Origin of the sequence: Anaeromassilibacillus sp. An250 (assembly GCF_002159845.1) — a bacterium.
Lineage (GTDB): Bacteria > Bacillota > Clostridia > Oscillospirales > Acutalibacteraceae > Anaeromassilibacillus > Anaeromassilibacillus stercoravium.
Window position 1 is genome coordinate 103570 of record NZ_NFJK01000002.1, and the last position, 16966, is coordinate 120535.

General features: G+C 53.8%; 8 protein-coding genes. 7 read left to right on the plus strand and 1 reads right to left on the minus strand.

The annotated features are described in order from the left end of the window. Positions 1-2619: a cation-translocating P-type ATPase gene (locus tag B5F54_RS02120; protein WP_087230297.1), complete on the plus strand. Its 2619-nt coding sequence runs from the start codon at positions 1-3 to the stop codon at positions 2617-2619. Positions 2620-2848: 229 nt separating this feature from the next. Further along, positions 2849-3349: a hypothetical protein gene (locus B5F54_RS02125; RefSeq protein WP_087229864.1), complete on the plus strand. Its 501-nt coding sequence runs from the start codon at positions 2849-2851 to the stop codon at positions 3347-3349. A gap of 90 nt (positions 3350-3439) precedes the next feature. Here B5F54_RS02125 and spoIID read toward each other — a convergent pair whose 3' ends face one another. Beyond that, positions 3440-4420, minus strand: a complete 981-nt coding sequence (spoIID, locus tag B5F54_RS02130) for a stage II sporulation protein D (protein ID WP_087229867.1) — start codon at positions 4418-4420, stop codon at positions 3440-3442. Between the two features lie 320 nt (positions 4421-4740). Between spoIID and B5F54_RS02135 the strand changes: the two genes are divergently transcribed. The 5 genes from B5F54_RS02135 (at position 4741) to glgB (ending at position 16957) form a co-directional block, all read left to right on the plus strand. Next, positions 4741-6078: a citrate/2-methylcitrate synthase gene (locus B5F54_RS02135; RefSeq protein WP_237966730.1), complete on the plus strand. Its 1338-nt coding sequence runs from the start codon at positions 4741-4743 to the stop codon at positions 6076-6078. 160 nt (positions 6079-6238) lie between these two features. Further along, positions 6239-7108 (plus strand): hypothetical protein, encoded by an 870-nt coding sequence (locus B5F54_RS02140; RefSeq protein ID WP_087229873.1) that lies wholly within the window; start codon positions 6239-6241, stop codon positions 7106-7108. A gap of 126 nt (positions 7109-7234) precedes the next feature. After that, positions 7235-8254 carry a type I glyceraldehyde-3-phosphate dehydrogenase gene (gap, locus tag B5F54_RS02145; protein WP_087229876.1) on the plus strand — a complete coding sequence of 340 codons (1020 nt, stop codon included), beginning with the start codon at positions 7235-7237 and terminating at the stop codon, positions 8252-8254. A 457-nt stretch (positions 8255-8711) separates the two neighbouring features. After that, on the plus strand, positions 8712-14084 hold the full coding sequence (locus tag B5F54_RS02150) for a discoidin domain-containing protein (protein ID WP_087229879.1): 5373 nt from the start codon (positions 8712-8714) through the stop codon (positions 14082-14084). 827 nt (positions 14085-14911) lie between these two features. Beyond that, positions 14912-16957, plus strand: coding sequence for a 1,4-alpha-glucan branching protein GlgB (glgB, locus tag B5F54_RS02155; RefSeq protein ID WP_087229883.1), 2046 nt, complete (start codon positions 14912-14914; stop codon positions 16955-16957). The last annotated feature ends 9 nt before the right edge of the window (positions 16958-16966 follow it).

The window sequence follows — 16966 nt, forward strand, 5'->3', positions numbered from 1 at the left end:
ATGGCAGACACATTTTTCAACCGCTCTGTGGAAGAGGTCTTGCGAGAGCAAGAGAGCTCTTCCGGAGGCTTATCCAATGCACAGGCAGCGGACAGGCTAAAAAAATACGGACCCAATGCGCTGGTGGAGGGAAAAAAGAAGAGCGTCCTCCAGGTGTTCCTGGAGCAGTTTAAAGACCTATTGGTAGTGATCCTGATCGTGGCGGCCATTATCTCCATGCTGTCCGGGCAGGGAGAGAGCACCATCGTCATCTTTGCCGTTCTGATTCTCAATGCAGTCCTCGGCACCGTGCAGTACTTCAAGGCGGAAAAATCCCTGGAAAGCCTCAAGGCGATGTCCTCCCCAACGGCGAAGGTTTTGCGTGGAGGCGCAAAGGTGGAGGTCCCCTCCAAAGAGGTGGTGCCGGGCGACATCGTGTTTCTGGAAGCGGGCGACCTGGTGGTTGCAGACGGGCGTGTGATTGAGAACTTTTCCCTCAAGGTGAACGAAAGCTCTTTGACCGGCGAGTCCGAGGGCGTTGAAAAGACCGAGGAGGTCATCCCCGGCGAGAAAGTAGCCCTGGGCGACCAGAAGAATATGGTCTTTTCCGGTTCCCTTGTGACGTATGGCCGCGCCACTGTTGTGGTGACGGGCACCGGCATGCATACGGAGATCGGCAAAATCGCCTCGCTGATGAACCAGACCCAGCAGCGCAAGACGCCGTTGCAACAGAGCTTGGACGACTTCAGCAAGAAATTGGCGGTCATCATTCTGGCGATCTGTGTGGTGGTCTTTGGCCTGTCCCTGTATCGGGAGATGCCCATCCTCGACTCCCTGATGTTCGCCGTGGCACTGGCAGTGGCTGCAATCCCAGAGGCGCTCAGCTCCATCGTGACCATCGTGTTGGCGATGGGGACGCAGAAGATGGCCAAAGAAAATGCCATTATCAAAGACCTGAAGGCGGTGGAAAGCCTCGGTTCCGTCTCGGTCATTTGTTCCGATAAGACCGGTACGCTTACACAGAATAAGATGTGCGTCCAGAAAATCTATGCCGACGGCCAATTGCTGGACGGGAAGGACCTCCAATTGCCGAACGACCCGCAGCGCCTGCTGTTAAAAATCGCGATCCTAGCGAGCGATGCAACTTCTGTGGACGGCGCGGACATCGGCGACCCGACCGAGGTGGCGCTGGTGCAGTTGGGCGACTTGTTCGGGGTCGAAGAAGTGGCCTACCGCCAGCAGCACCCGCGTCTGGGCGAAATCGCCTTTGATTCGGACCGTAAGCTCATGAGCACCTTGCACGACATCGACGGGACCCCCACGTTGTTGACCAAAGGCGCGATCGATGTGATGTTGGGCCGTGCAACGAAGATTTTCACCAGCAAAGGGGTTTTGCCCCTGGATGAAGCGGGCAAGCAGGAAATTCTGCGCGTCAACAATGCGCTTTCGGAGCAGGGCCTGCGGGTGCTGGCCTTTGGCTATCGCCCGTTGGATGCGGTGCGCCCCCTCTCCTTGGAGGACGAGACCGATATGACCTTTGTGGGCTTGATCTCCATGATCGACCCGCCGCGTGAGGAATCCGTGCAGGCGGTTGCAGACGCAAAGCGCGCTGGCATCCGCACGGTGATGATCACCGGCGACCACAAGGTGACCGCCACGGCGATTGCCCGTAAGATCGGCATCTTTACCGATGGGGATATGGCACTCGAGGGCGTGGAGCTGGATGCCATGTCCGATGAAGAGCTGGATCAAAAGCTCGCCAAAATCGCGGTCTATGCCCGCGTCTCCCCGGAAAACAAGATCCGCATTGTGGACGCTTGGCAGCGCAAGGGCCGCATCGTCTCGATGACGGGCGACGGCGTGAACGACGCACCGGCCCTGAAAAAGGCGGACATCGGCGTTGCCATGGGGATCACCGGCACAGAGGTCAGCAAAGATGCCGCTTCCATGATCTTGGAGGACGACAATTTTGCCACCATTGTCAAGGCGGTCCTAAACGGACGCAATGTCTATGAAAACATCAAAAATGCGATCCAGTTTTTGCTTTCCGGCAATATGGCAGCCATCCTCTGCGTGCTCTTCGCATCCATTGTGGGCCTGCCGATGCCGTTTGCCCCGGTGCATCTGCTGTTCATCAACCTGCTGACCGACAGCCTCCCCGCGATTGCGATCGGCATGGAGCCTGCCCGCAAGGACCTTTTGGACCGCAAACCGCGCGATCCCAAGGAACCCATTTTGAATCGGTCCCTTCTGGGGAAAATCTTTGGGCAGGGCCTGTTGATTGGCATCGCGACCATGGCGGCGTTCTACATTGGCTATGGCTCGACGCAGAATGCAGCGCTCGCAATGACGATGGCGTTTGCTACTTTGACGCTTGCCCGCCTGTTCCACGGGTTTAACTGCCGGGGAGAGAAGTCGATCTTTCGTCTGGGCCTTGGCAGCAACAAATATTCCCTGATGGCGTTTGCAGCGGGGATTGTGCTGTTGGCCGCTGTGTTATTGCTGCCCTTCTTGGAGACGTTGTTCCAGGTTGCCCCGCTGACCCTGGCAAACGTTGGCATGATCGTTTTGCTTGCCATCCTGCCCACCGTTTGCATCCAGATTTTCAAAGTCATCCGTGACCTGGTGAAAAAGGGCTAAACGCCTGCGTTTCCTGCCCAGAGAACCTTCTGCGCATAAGATGTTCGAAAGCCTCTATCCATGTCAAAAAAGATGTGGGTAGAGGCTTTTTTGTTTCGGAGATTCGATCTAAATCATTCGATTTATTCTTACAAATTAGAGCTTTTAATTTTGTAAAGAAATTTCACTTCAAAACCACTTGTTATTTTGCCGAAAATATATTATATTGATCTTGGAAGGAGGGAGAATCATGGGTGCTTTTTTGCGGAACCATGCAGGCGTGATTCAAGCCGCTTTGGGCGTCGTGATCTTGTTGTTGCTGATCGTATGGTTTAGTTCGCCTGTCTATTGGGTCGCCTGTACATTGACGGTTTTGGCAGCCAGCCTGTTCCGCGCGTGGCTGTCCTATTTCTCCATCCGGGAAGAAGCGCGGGAGGAAGGGCGGCGTTTTCTTGGCTGGGCGGAACCGGCGTTTTTGAACATGCTCGATACGACTTGTTATGCCTATACATGGCTGTTGGTTGCATTCCTCAGGCAATTCCCTGCGCTCCGCTGGCTTTGGTACATCCTGTTGGCCATCGGCTGGGGTGTTATGTTTGTATTGGCTTTAAGAGGGGAAAAGGTACAGTGCCAAGAGGCGGGGAAACCCTTTGTTTGGTATCGTGCGCGTGCCTTCTGGTTGTCGCTTCTTTGCTTAGCGCTTTTTTTGTTACCGGTCATCGTTGCTTATTGTTCGGGGTTGTTTACATAAGCTGTATTTTCCCACAATGGCGCTCGTCCCGCCGGAACGTCAATATGCAGAAGAGAACGCCTCCTGTCCTTTGGGACGGGAGGCGTTCTCTTATACGGAAACCAGCGTGGTGTTGGGGTAATACCACGCCAAAATTTCCTGATAATCCGAACCCTGCTGCGCCATAAATTGCGCGCCGGTCTGGCTCATGCCCACGCCGTGCCCATATCCCCGGACCGTAAACGTAAAGATGCTATCCGCACAGGCGAGGGTAAAATTGGAGGAGCGCAGGCCGAACGCCGAGCGCACGTCGTCGCCATCCACCGGCTGCCCGCCGATGGTGATCTGTTTCACCGAGCCGGAATTCGTGCATGCAGCTTCGCCCACCCAGGTGGATGGGTCGCCGGAAAAATCCGCGTCCGGCGCTTTTTCCTGGATGGCGTTCCGGAATTCTTCGGCGCTGAACGAGGCGGTGGTCTGGTAACCGCTGGCAAACAGGTCGCCGGGGCTGGCAACCGGGACGAGGTAGTCCAGCTTTCCGCCCCATACGTCCTCCGAGCTCTCCGTCTTTCCGGAGGAGATTGCGAAATAGGTGGCGTCGATCAATTCCCCATCGCTTTGAAGGGTCTGGCCCGCGATGCAGTCGATCACCTCCGTGAGTTTGTCGTAATACTCCTGAAAGGATTCTCCCCAGCGCTCCTGCATCTGTTCTTTGCTGACATAGACCTTCCAGTTTTGGGGGTCAGCGGAGAAGTCGCTGTCCGCGTTTTGCTCGCGGGCCAGCGCACGCTGCCGGCTGTAATAGGTGTAAGCGGCGACCGCCTGTGCTTTTAAGGCCTCCGGCTCCGCGCTGGGGGCCATTTCCGTGACGATGGCCCCATAGAGGAAGTCCCGGTCCCCGACGGTCAGGACCTCGTTGGTGGATTCGTCCCGGATGCGGAACGAGGCGTTCTCAAGATCCGCCGGGGGGCCGGAATCCGTCACCCGCGGGGAATCTGGAAGCGATCCGGACAGGTTCGCTCCGATCGCCAGGAAGGGGATGCACAGCATGGCGAGAAAAAGCAATAAGCATAAAATCGTCGTACCTTTCATTTTTACACCTCCGCAAACAAGCGCCTTGTCCGCATTTCTACGGCTATTCCATTTTTACATGGAGGATGTTTGAATTATGCATAAGGATGCTGTAAATTGCAACGATATTCGCATTTTCGAACAAAAAATGAAATAATTGACAATTTTTCATGCATTTTTACGGCCTTTGTCTCTGTTCCAAGGATTGACTTCCCTATGGCAATCCTTTACAATAAAATCGTTGCACAAAAGGGAGTGGGTGAAACAGGTCGGTTTTGCCCGATGATTGAAAGAACGGAGTGAATGTTAGGATGGAAGAGACACAGCAGAATGATCAAAAAATGGAATTTCGAGCGCTCTGTGAGGAATTTCGGGCGAATAACCAGATTCCCCCGGAAAAATTTGACCTGTATCAGGTAAAACGCGGCCTGCGGAATCCCGATGGGACGGGTGTCATGGCCGGTTTGACGCTGATTTGCAACGTGCATGGCTATTTGATCGACGACGCGGAACGCATCCCGGATAAGGGTATCCTGACGTACCGCGGCATCAACGTGGAGGATATTGTGGAGGGCTGCCGCCGGGAAAACCGCTTTGGCTTTGAAGAGGTCGCCTGGCTGTTGCTGTTTGGCAAGCAGCCGACCCGCTCGCAGTTGGAGGGCTTTAGCAAGCTGCTCAACAGCTGCCGGGAGCTGCCGGAGTATTTTGCCGAGGATATGATTATCAAGGCGCCGTCCCGCAACATCATGAACAAACTGGGCCGTTCGGTATTGGCACTGTATTCCTATGACGACAACCCGGATGATCCTTCCTTGGAAAACAACATGCGCCAGGCTATCCAGCTGATCGCGCGTTTGCCCACCATTATGACGTATGCCTACCAGGTGAAACGCCGCCATTTTGACCGGCAAAGCATGTTTTTCCACCCGCTGGACCCGAACCATTCCACGGCGGAGGCCATCCTCAATGCCATCCGCCCGGACCGCGTCTTTACCGATGAAGAGGCCAAGCTGCTGGATCTGTGCATGATTCTGCATGCGGAGCACGGCGGCGGCAACAACTCCACCTTTACCACGCGCGTGCTTTCCTCCACGGGGACGGATATTTATTCCGCAATTTCCGCCGCCATCGGTTCCTTGAAGGGGCCGCGGCACGGTGGGGCGAACCATCGCGTCATGATGATGATGGACGACTTGATGGGGCATGTGAAAAACTGGGAGAGCGACGACGAAGTGGGAAGCTACTTGGAAAAGATTGTCCGCAAGGAGGCCGGCGACCGCTCCGGGCTGATCTATGGCATGGGCCATGCGGTCTATACGCTGTCCGACCCGCGCGCCGTGATTTTAAAAGAAAATGCGCGTAAAATGGCGGAGGAGCACGGCATGCTGCGGAAATTTGAGCTGTTTGAGCGCGTGGAAAAGCTCTCGCCGGATGTATTCGCAAAGGTGAAGAACGACCGGAAGGTCATCTCTGCAAATGTGGACTTTTACTCCGGCCTGGTGTATGAGATGCTGGGGATTCCGAGCGACCTGTACACGCCGATGTTCGCCGTATCCCGCATTGCGGGCTGGTGCGCACACCGCATCGAGGAAATGGAAACCTGCGGCCGCATTATGCGCCCCGCATACCGCTCCTTGACGCATGAAAAGCAGTACATACCCATTGACGAACGGGAATAAGAGGCTTCGTACCGCCAGGCAGTGTTTCAGCGCTGCCTGGCGGTTTTTGATTCACGGCAACATTTTGCTATTATGTGAAATAAGAAAATTAAGGTTCCTGCAATTGTGTAGAATAGAATACAATGTCGCTTGATACTATTGTAAAAAGGGGAAATATCCGATGTCTATGAAACATGCCTGGTTGGTTTTTCTGGTTGCGCTGGTTGTGGTGCTTCCCGTTCGCCTGTATCAGCTTTTTGCCCTGATGGAAGAGGATACTGGATTTTTAAACGGCGGTACGGCGACTACGGCGGTGCTGGTGGTTGTCCTGCTGCTTGCATTTGCTGCGATCGTGGTCATTTCGAAGGGAAGCAAGCGGATGCCGGCGAGATATACGCCTTTGCGGAGCATCCCCACGGCTGTCCTGTCCGGGCTGACCGGCGCGTTGCTTCTGGTCAACTCTGTCAGCAATATTTTTATCTATAGTGTGCAGATCAATGGGACGGCTCCCAGTGGGGAGAGCACAACCCCTGCCGGTGTGATCGGCCTGGCAATGGCGATTGTCGGGATCCTGGCGGCGTTCGCCATTTTTCTGGCGGCCTATGGCTTTGCCACGGGGACGAACCCAGTGGGCGAGCATCCGCTCGTCGCGCTTTTGCCAGCGGTTTGGGGATGCATTTGCCTGGTTCTGCTGTTTATCTCCTATACAGCAGTGGTCAATGTGTCGGAAAATGTGTACGACATGTTTGCGGTGGTATTGCTCCTTTTGTTCCTGTTTGCACAGGCGAAATTTTTCGCCGGCGTGGAGGGCGAAAAGAGCGGGCGCATGTTGGCTGCGACCGGACTTCCGGCAGCACTGCTGGCGCTTTTGACCTCCGTGCCGACCCTGCTGATGGCGGTTCTGGGAAGGACCGTCCCGGGGCTGTTCCCTGCAGGGCTTCATCTGGTCAATTTGTGCATGGCTTGCTACATTTTGTCCTTTTTGTTCGCCGCGCGTAAGCTGCCCGCGGGCGTAAGCGCTGCCATCCGAACACCAGAAGAAGAAAATTGAAGAGTTTTCCAGAAAAATATTTAAAAAATGTAAGTTAAATTTATATCAAACTCTTGTATTATCGCTGCGAATGCTATAAAATAATAGCAGGATAGACCACTATAAAATTCAGGAGGTACAAGTTCTATGTCTATTAAAGTTGGCATTAATGGCTTTGGCCGCATTGGCCGCCTGGTATTCCGTGCCGCTGTTGCGCAGCCGGAGACCTTTGAGATCGTTGGCATCAACGATCCGTTCATCGACCTCGACTATATGGTTTACATGGTGAAATACGACACCATGCATGGTCATTTCGATGGCACCGTAAAGGCTGAGAACGGCAAGCTCGTTGTCAATGGCAAGGAGATCAGCGTTTTTGCTGAGAAGGAGCCGTCCCAGATTCCGTGGGGCGCTGTTGAAGCGGAGTACGTTGTGGAGTCCACGGGCGTGTTCTGCACCACCGAGAAGGCTTCCGCTCATATTCAGGCTGGCGCTAAGAAGGTTGTTATCTCCGCTCCTGCAAAGGATAAGGAAACCCCCACGTTTGTCTGCGGTGTTAACCTCGACACCTACACCAAGGACATGAAGGTTGTTTCCAATGCTTCCTGCACAACGAACTGCTTGGCTCCTCTGACCAAGGTTATCAACGACAAGTTCGGCATCGTGGAAGGCCTCATGACGACGGTTCACTCCACCACTGCAACCCAGAAGACCGTTGACGGCCCGTCCAAGAAGGATTGGCGCGGCGGTCGTGCAGCTGCTGGCAACATCATCCCGTCCTCCACGGGCGCTGCTAAGGCTTGCGCACTGGTTATCCCGTCCGTTAAGGGCAAGCTGACCGGTATGTCCATGCGTGTTCCGACCCTGGACGTCTCCGTTGTTGACCTCACCGTAAGCCTGGCGACCAAGACCACTTACGAAGAGATCTGCAAGGCGATCAAAGAAGCTTCCGAAGGCGAGCTGAAGGGCATCCTCGGCTACACCGACGAAGCGGTTGTTTCTTCCGACTTCCTGGGCGATCCGCACACCTCCATCTTCGACGAGAAGGCTGGCATCATGCTGAACGACCATTTCGTCAAGCTGGTATCCTGGTACGACAACGAATGGGGTTACAGCAACAAGGTGCTCGACCTCATCAAGCATATGTACAAGGTTGACCACGAATAATTTGGCCGGCGGTTAAAACCGAAACGTAAAGGCTGTGAGCCCCTGCTCTTTGCATTGCAAAGGGCAGGGGCTCTTTTTGTTTACCTAGCGGTTGTATCGCACAAAAGATCAAAAGGTTGCCTAGTTTAAAGGGCGTCTGCCCTCCATTGAGATTATGTTAAGCTTTTCATTTTATTTGGAACCGCGCTCGAGTGTTTTGCTGGATTTCCTAAAAAAATATAGAAAAATATTCCAAAAATTCGCCATAATATCTTATTCCTTGATAAATGTATGTATAATTAATAAATAAAACAGTCGGGCTCTAGTCGTTAAAAATATGTAATATATATAAAATTGTAAAGAGGATATATGATAAAAGGAATAGAAGGGAGGAGCGGAATTTTAAGGGCTTTTGCGGCCCTTCTCATGTGTCTTCTTGCAAATGGAATAAAAAGCTATTTTGGAAAGGAGATTTTGCATGATACAAAAAAAAGTCCGTAATCTACTGAGCGTAGTTTTAGCGCTGTTGCTCTGTTTGGGAAGCCTGACCCCCGCGTTTGCAGCCAAAAATAATGTACAGGCCGATCCGGATGCGGAGCTGTCCGTATTGGACATGGCCAACGTGGATACGCTTTCCGGGTACCTATATGAGCGTTCCCAAAAGAATTATGACCGGTTGGAGAGCGACCCCTATCTGTTGCCTTCTGTTCTGGAAGGCGACCCCAATTGGCCGGGGGATTATCAAGGCCGGGCATTGCTGGGAATCATCAGCGAGGCAAAGGCAAACCAAGACCGCGCCCCGCAGAACCTGGAAGCCATGATGCAGGCTTTGCCGGACAAGCTGCTCGACGGCTGTTTCTTTAATGAAACCTTGAATCCCGATATGATTAATGAGCAGTTGATGGCCGGGCACAGCTGGTTCCTGCGTGCGATGTGCGAATTGTACGAATGGAACCAGGATCCCCGTGCGCTCGAAATTATAGAGGGTTTGGTGAATAAGCTTTTAATCCCGGCGAAGGACGGCTTTGCGCGGTATCCCATTATCGAAGGCGGACAGGGCGGCGGAGAGTCCGGCGAGATTATCGGGGAAGAGGCCGGTTGGAAGTTGTCCACAGATACCGGCTGCGTGTTTATCATGTTGGACGGGGCAACCCACGCATATCAAATTACGAAAAACGAAGAGCTCCGTTCGGTCATCGAGATCATGATTGAAAAGTTTATGCAGGAGGATGTGCGCACCCTAAAATTCCAGACGCACGCCACGTTGTCTGCCACACGCGGCATCCTGCGGTTCTACGGCGCTACCCATGAGCAGAAGTACCTCGATTATGCGGTACAGCGCATGGAGGAATATGTCAGCTCCGGCATGACGGAGACGTATATGAACTACAACTGGTATCAGCGCCCGGAATGGACAGAACCGTGCGCCATCATTGATTCCTATATCGCCTCCATGGAACTGTTCCGCTATACACAGGATGTGAAATGGCTGGAATTGGCCCAGAAGATTCTGCTCAATGGCATGGGCGCAGGCCAGCGCAGCAACGGTGGCTTTGGCACCGATACCTGCTGTGGTGTGACCAGCGATTCCCTGGACGTGAGTTCCTATGAAGCAACCTGGTGCTGCACGATGCGCGGCGGCGAAGGCATGGGGAAAGCATTGGGATATCAGTATATGACCGATGCCCAGGGCCGCCTGTATGTGCTGCAATATTCGAACAATCGCCTGACGTTTGCTTCCGGCGGCGGGGAGACAGTTTTGCAGCAGACATCCGGCTATCCAGAGAATGGAGACGTACAGTTTGCCGTGGAAAGCAGCACCGCTTCGGAGCTTACGATGCGGCTGTTTATTCCATCCTATGTGGATCTCACAACACTCCGCTTGACTGTGGATGGGATGGAGACAGAAGCAAACGTAGAGAACGGCTTTTTGGAGATTTCCTTTGATCCCACAACCGTGGACGAAATCGCACTCCATTTTGACATTCCGGTGATCCGCAATGTGACCATGCCCGCGGAGGACCACATGTTTGGGTACACCTATTCCAAGGGCTTTGCCCTTTTGGGATGGTTCAACGGTCCTGGAACAGATGTGGAAGGCGAGCAGAACCTTCCCTTCGAAGAACGCACGTTGAAGCCCATCTATGAGGCGTTCCATTTGAGCCAGTCCGACCGTTCGGCGACCTCCATTCAGGTGGTGGACACGCCCAATAAAGATATGAGCATTTCCACCGGCGCAGCAGTGTCCGCGTCCAGTTCCTATGAGGCGGACGGCTGGGGGATCTCCGGGCTGGTGGACGGCGCCTATACCAACGGCTGGAGTTCCATGCCGGGCAGAAATCAGACAGAAGACAGCACGGAATGGGTCCAGGTGGATCTGGGAGGCGTATGCTCCATCCAGGAGATCCTGCTGTATCCTTCGGATAATCTCGACGGCGCTATGATGCCTGTGGATTATGAAGTCTTGGTTTCGGTGGACGGAAACGAATGGACGCCGGTCAAGCAGGTGGAGGGAGACACGGTCACCAGCAAACCGCGCGCCATTCTGTTTGACGAGCCGGTTGAGGCTGGCTATATCCGCGTAGTGGGCACGAAGCTCCGCTTGGCGAATGAGACAGACGGCTACCTGATGCAGATTGGCGAGCTGGAAGTCTATAGCGATGATGTGGTTATGTTGCAGATCGCTTCCAATGACCCAATGGCCTATGCAGCGGTGCGCATCAATGGCGGCGATGAGAAAATCCTCCCATATACAGGCGCATTCCGTGAAGGGCAGGAGCTGACGATTGAACCGGTCATCCTCAACGAAGCGGACTACGGTTTCTTCTCCTGGGGCGGCGATGTTTCTTCCGATGAAGAAACCATTTCTTTGACGATGGACAGCGACCATTCGCTGGTGTTGAATCAGGCATTGGCAATATCCGAAAATCTGGCGCTGCATGCGGCGGTGAATGCGAAGAACACCATTGAATCTCCGCCGGATTGGAGCACATCGAACCTGACGGATGGCGTCCTTTTGACGCCGGGAGATGTCAGCGGTTCCAAGGGCTATACAAGCTCGGCAACTACCAATCCCGATGTCTCCGCAGACCCGTATTGGGTTGAAGTGGATCTGGGGGAAAACACCGAGTTTAACCGCGTGCACTTGTATCCACGCTCCGACTATTTTGCGGCCGATGGAAGCACATGTTCCTTCCCAGAGGATTTCACCATCTCCGTGCGCAAGGATGGGGAGGATACATACACGGTCATCGGCACTTACCACGACGTTGTGGCCCCCGAGTATTACCGCCCAGCGGTTTATACCTTTGATGAAATGCAAGATGCCCGGTATATCCGCGTCACGGTGAATCGGATTGGCAAACTGGCAGCCGATACAACCACCAACTATATGTTCCAGCTTTCTGAGATGGGTGTATACCGCATCGACGAAGCACAAGACACCTATCAGCTGTATTTGGAGGGGACGCCCGGAGGAAAGATTTCTGTGAATAACGAGCTGGTATCCCTGCCATATTCCCAGGAATATGCAAAGGGCGACCGGGTGACCATAGAAGCCATTGAAACCACAGGTACGTTCATTGGCTGGGAAGGCAGCCAGACCGGTACGGATTCGGAAGTCTATTTGATTATGAATAGCGATCAATCCGTCCGTGCGAATTTCCAATATGGCAACATGGTTCCCAATAGCAGCATGACGGCGGAAGCAAGCAGCGAAACGAATCCACAGCACGACTACGATGGGCCGGCCTCTTTTGCCATCGATGGGAACATCCAAACCCTTTGGCACAGCCGCTATGACCCGCAGCAGGACCCGCTGCCTGTGGATATCACGCTTCGCTTTGATACCGTACGCCAGATTAACCAATTTGTATATGTACCGCGGCAGACCCCTGGACAGAACAACGGTATCATTACAAAGTACCGCTTGGAAATCCAGGCAGCGGACGGAACATGGACGCAGGTATCGGAGGGCGACTGGGCGCTGGATATGGCGGAGAAAACCGTGGAATTCTCCCCGACAGAGGCACAGGCTGTCCGCTTGACCGCCATGGAAGGATACGGTGGCTTTGCTAGCGCAGCAGAGCTGCGGGTTTACGAGGTGCCTACGGTCTATACGGTCTCTGGATGTGTACTTGCCGGCGAAACCGGTGTGGACGTGGGAGGAATCCCCGTGTACCTGTATACGGCCGGCAATCCGGATCAAGCGATTGATCTTACAACGACCGACGAAGAAGGAAACTTTGCCTTTACCGATGTAAAAGCGGGCGATTATCTTGTCCAGGTCAACGCGGTGGAGGGCGCTTATCTGGCATCCACCGTTGCTGTAACTGTATCGGACGGGGATGTGACCGATGCCGATCTCACTTTGCGTGGGAAACCGGAATTGACCGTCACCTTCCCGAAGACGGTAAAACTGAGCATCGGCGGCGAAGAGCAGACGATTGCAAACCTGCTGGGCAAGTATTCGGCCGACGTGATGGCGGACACCGAGCTCGAACTGACCTTCACTCCGAGAGTAGACGGCAGAGAGATTGCAGGCGTCACCGTGAACGGCGAAGCCGTGGCGGTGGAAGACTTTGACATCAACGAATTTGTGTACAATCTGACCATGCTGAATGTGGACACCACAATCGAGCTTGGCTTCACGCTTGTTGACAAACAGAACCTGCGCGCTGCCATTGAGATTGCAGAAGGCCGGGCGGGCGAGGCCGATGCGGCTGTTCCGTCCGTGAAAGAGAAGTACGAAGCAGCCTTGCAGGCGGCGAAGGACGTCGAAGCAAAGAAGACCGCAACGCAGGACGAGATCAACACCGCATGGAGCGACTTGATCGACGCGTTGCACTACCTGAGCTTTGTCGCGGGCGACAAGAGCCAGCTGGACATCCCGATGGAAATCGCAGATTCCATCAACCGCGACCTGTTTACGCCGGACAGCCTGGATGCGCTGGACGAAGCGTATGCGGCGGCGGAAGAGCTGTTGGACGATGAAGAAGTCCTGGAAGCGGACATCACCGCAGCGGTGGATGCGCTGTATGACGCCATCTATGGCTTGGTCTACCGCGCAGACATCACCGAGCTGGAAGCGCTGGTCACCAAGGGCGACAGCATTGTTGCAAATGCGGATCAGTACATCCAGAACGACGCATGGACGAGCTTTGAGACCTCTCTGGAAGAGGCAAAAACCGTCCTGGCAAATGAAAACGCAACGCAGGATGCGGTGGATACCGCAGCAGAAGATTTGGCAGCGGCGATCTCCGCCCTGCGCCTGATCCCGGATAAGGATGCTCTGGAAGCATTGATCGGGGAAGCCGAGGCAATCAATACCAATAAGTACACGGCAAAGAGCGTCGCAGCGATGAAGGCCGCCCTGAGCACTGCGAAAGCAGTCCTGAACGACGCAGAAGCGACCGAGGAAGAGGTTGCAGACGCGGTCGAGGCGCTGGAGAATAGCATCGACGGATTGGTCGAGAAGAGCACCTCCACGAGCTCGAAGAACAGCGGCAGCACGTCCGCGAACGTCGGCAACGCATACGGCGCAGCGGGCGTTGTATCTGCAAGCCAGAGCGTGGCAGCGAATGCCTATGTGGTTTCCGACACGACGGTCAACTTCACCTTGAAGAGAGGCAGCGCATACTGCTTCAAGATGACGGTCGTGAACGGCAACGCCATGACGCCGGGCTTTACGGTCGGCAACGGTGAAGTGCTCAAGACGCAGTTCGTGGCGAAGATCGGCAACGACTACTACTACAGAGTCTATGCCATCGGCACACCGGGCCAGAGCACGGGCGTTTACACCACCCTGCCGGGCAATGCCCCAGTTAAACACTGTGCAGTAACGATTGGATAAGTGCTTTCGTAGACGGACGCCGTAGGCGCGTAAGACGTTGCACGTCCTGTGAAACATTGTGCCGTGACGATTGCGTAAGTGCTTTCGTAGACGGATGCTATGCGTCCATTGCACGGTAGCCATTGGCTAATCGGAAATAAAAGACAAAAAGGGAAGGCAGCTTCCCTCTAAGCAACGAGGCCCCAACCCCGGAAGAGTTCCCAGGGTTGGGGCCTTTTCTATCATTCAATGCTTTTCTTTTTCACAGCTGATGCGGAAGGATGGCATCCGGTCTTTAGGTGGTTTTTCTTGCTTCTGTAGGGCTTTCCCGATATGGAGCGGAAAGCAAACTCTTCGCAGTTTGCTTTCTTAGGGGACGCCGTAGGCGCGAAAAGACGCTGCGCGTCCGCCGTAGGCGCGAAAAGACGCTGCGCGTCCGCCGTAGGCGCGGAAGGCACTGTGTGTGCCCGCCGTAGGCGCGAAAGGCACTGTGTGCCCGCCGTAGGCGCGAGAGACGCTATGCGTCTGCCGTAGGCCAAGGGACGTTGGGGTCTGTGCCTTTGGAAGTGTTCAATTTTTGCCTTAAATCCTTGTTTTATATTTGTTAGAACAATGTAAATGGGAAGTCTGTGGGGAGAATAAGCAAAATCTGACAAGCACCCTATGGTATACTGATTTTTGGGAAAAAGGCCATTGCAGCGAAAAACTTGGGCGTTTTATAACAATGTCAACAAAAAAATTTATATATATCCGCAAAATCTCCAATTAAACAACCAAAAACACTTGCTATTTTGTCAGTTTGTGATATGATAAACCTAAAGAAAATGTTACCAGGGGGAGCGGTTCAAATGCCAGATGTGAAAAAAACGGAAGAAAATAATTTTCCGCTATATTTATTCCACGAGGGAACGAATGTCAAGGCCTATGAATACATGGGTTTGCATAAAGCTGCCGTAGACGGAGGAGAAGGGATGTCCTGCCGGGTGTGGGCGCCCAACGCCCAGGCAGTCTCGCTGGTCGGCCCGTTCAACGAATGGGACGAAGAAAAAAATCCGATGGAAAAAATCAGCGACGGCGTGTGGGAATGTTATCTGCCGTTTGTCCTCCCCATGTATGAGATTTATAAGTTCAGCATCACCGGCAAAGATGGGAAAAAAGTGATGAAGAGCGACCCGTATGCGTTCCACTTCGAGGCGGGAATTGGACACGCTTCCCGCTATTATGACATCGAGGGATTCCAATGGAACGATCAGGCGTGGTACCAGCACAAGAAAGAAAAGCCGCATTACAACCAGCCTGTGAACATCTACGAGGTACATCTCGGTTCCTGGCGCCGGTATGCGGATGGAAATGTCTTTTCCTATGACAAGCTTGCTGACGAGCTGATTCCCTATATCAAAGAAATGGGGTATACGCACGTCGAACTGATGCCGATCACCGAGTATCCGTTTGACGGTTCTTGGGGTTATCAGGTCATGGGATATTTCGCGCCTACCTCCCGTTATGGCGAACCAAAGGACTTTATGAGCTTTGTGGAGAAATTCCATGAAGCGGGAATCGGCGTGATCATGGACTGGGTGCCGGCGCATTTTCCAAAGGATGAGGCCGGGCTTGCGCGTTTTGACGGCACACCCTGCTACGAGTATGCGGATTGGCGCAAGGGCGAGCATAAGGACTGGGGCACGCTGGTCTTCGACTATGGCCGCAATGAGGTGGTCAGCTTCCTGATTTCCAGCGCGGTGTTCTGGCTGGAGAAATACCACATCGACGGAATCCGTGTGGATGCCGTGGCTTCTATGCTGTATCTGGACTACAGCCGGAAAGAGGGCGAATGGGTTCCGAATAAGAACGGCGGCAAAGAGAATCTGGAGGCGGTCGCATTCCTGCAAAAGCTGAATGAATCCATCTTTGAGCTGTTCCCAGAGGTCATGATGATTGCGGAGGAATCCACCTCCTGGCCCATGGTGAGCAAGCCCACCTTCTGCGGCGGGCTCGGTTTCAATTATAAGTGGAATATGGGCTGGATGAACGATATGCTCCACTATATTTCCTTGGACCCGATTTACCGCAAGTTTAATCACGACAACATAACCTTTTCCTTCTTCTATGCGTTCTCCGAAAACTTTGTCCTGCCCATCTCCCACGACGAGGTGGTGCATGGAAAGTGTTCGTTGTTCAATAAAATGCCCGGCGATCGGGATCAAAAGTTTGCAAGTGTGCGCACGTTCCTCTCCTATATGATGGCGCATCCCGGCAAAAAGCTGAACTTTATGGGAACGGAGTTCGCCCAAGAAATCGAATGGAACTATGAGCAGGAGCTCGATTGGTGCCTGCTCAGCGATGAGCGCCATGCACAAATGCAGCGCTTCTCAAAGGACCTGAACCATTTCTATCTGGAGCATGCCCCGCTGTGGGAGGTGGACTTCTCCTGGGAGGGCTTCTCCTGGATCTCCAACGACGATTACACCCAGAGCGTCATCGCTTTCCGCCGGTTTGACAAAGAGGGCAACGAGCTCATGGTGGTGTGCAATTTCTTGCCGGTCCTGCGCGAGAAGTATTGCATTGGCGCCCCGTATCCGGGGGTTTATGAAGAGATCTTCTCTTCGGACGCTGTGATCTACGGCGGCAGCGGGCTTTCCAATGGCGCTGAGATCAAAACCCAGGACGACGAGCCCATGCACGGGATGGAGCAGAGCATCTGCCTCAACCTGGCGCCTCTGTCCGTTGTCTTTATCCGGTGCAAACAAAAGAAAGTACGCCGCAAGAAACCTGCGGCAAAATCCAAGACGGCTGCGGCCAGCAAGACAAAAAAGACGGCTGCATCCAAGACCTCCTCCGGGGCGGGAACCAAAACAACACGCCCCAGAAAAAAGAAGGCCGAACCACAAGCGTGACCGCCATTT

Coding starts and splice junctions, on each gene's coding strand:
- B5F54_RS02120 (WP_087230297.1), top strand. CDS start 1: ATGGCAGACACATTTTTCAACCGCTCTGTGGAAGAGGTCTTGCGAGAG.
- B5F54_RS02125 (WP_087229864.1), top strand. CDS start 2,849: ATGGGTGCTTTTTTGCGGAACCATGCAGGCGTGATTCAAGCCGCTTTG.
- spoIID (WP_087229867.1), bottom strand. CDS start 4,420: ATGAAAGGTACGACGATTTTATGCTTATTGCTTTTTCTCGCCATGCTG.
- B5F54_RS02135 (WP_237966730.1), top strand. CDS start 4,741: ATGGAATTTCGAGCGCTCTGTGAGGAATTTCGGGCGAATAACCAGATT.
- B5F54_RS02140 (WP_087229873.1), top strand. CDS start 6,239: ATGTCTATGAAACATGCCTGGTTGGTTTTTCTGGTTGCGCTGGTTGTG.
- gap (WP_087229876.1), top strand. CDS start 7,235: ATGTCTATTAAAGTTGGCATTAATGGCTTTGGCCGCATTGGCCGCCTG.
- B5F54_RS02150 (WP_087229879.1), top strand. CDS start 8,712: ATGATACAAAAAAAAGTCCGTAATCTACTGAGCGTAGTTTTAGCGCTG.
- glgB (WP_087229883.1), top strand. CDS start 14,912: ATGCCAGATGTGAAAAAAACGGAAGAAAATAATTTTCCGCTATATTTA.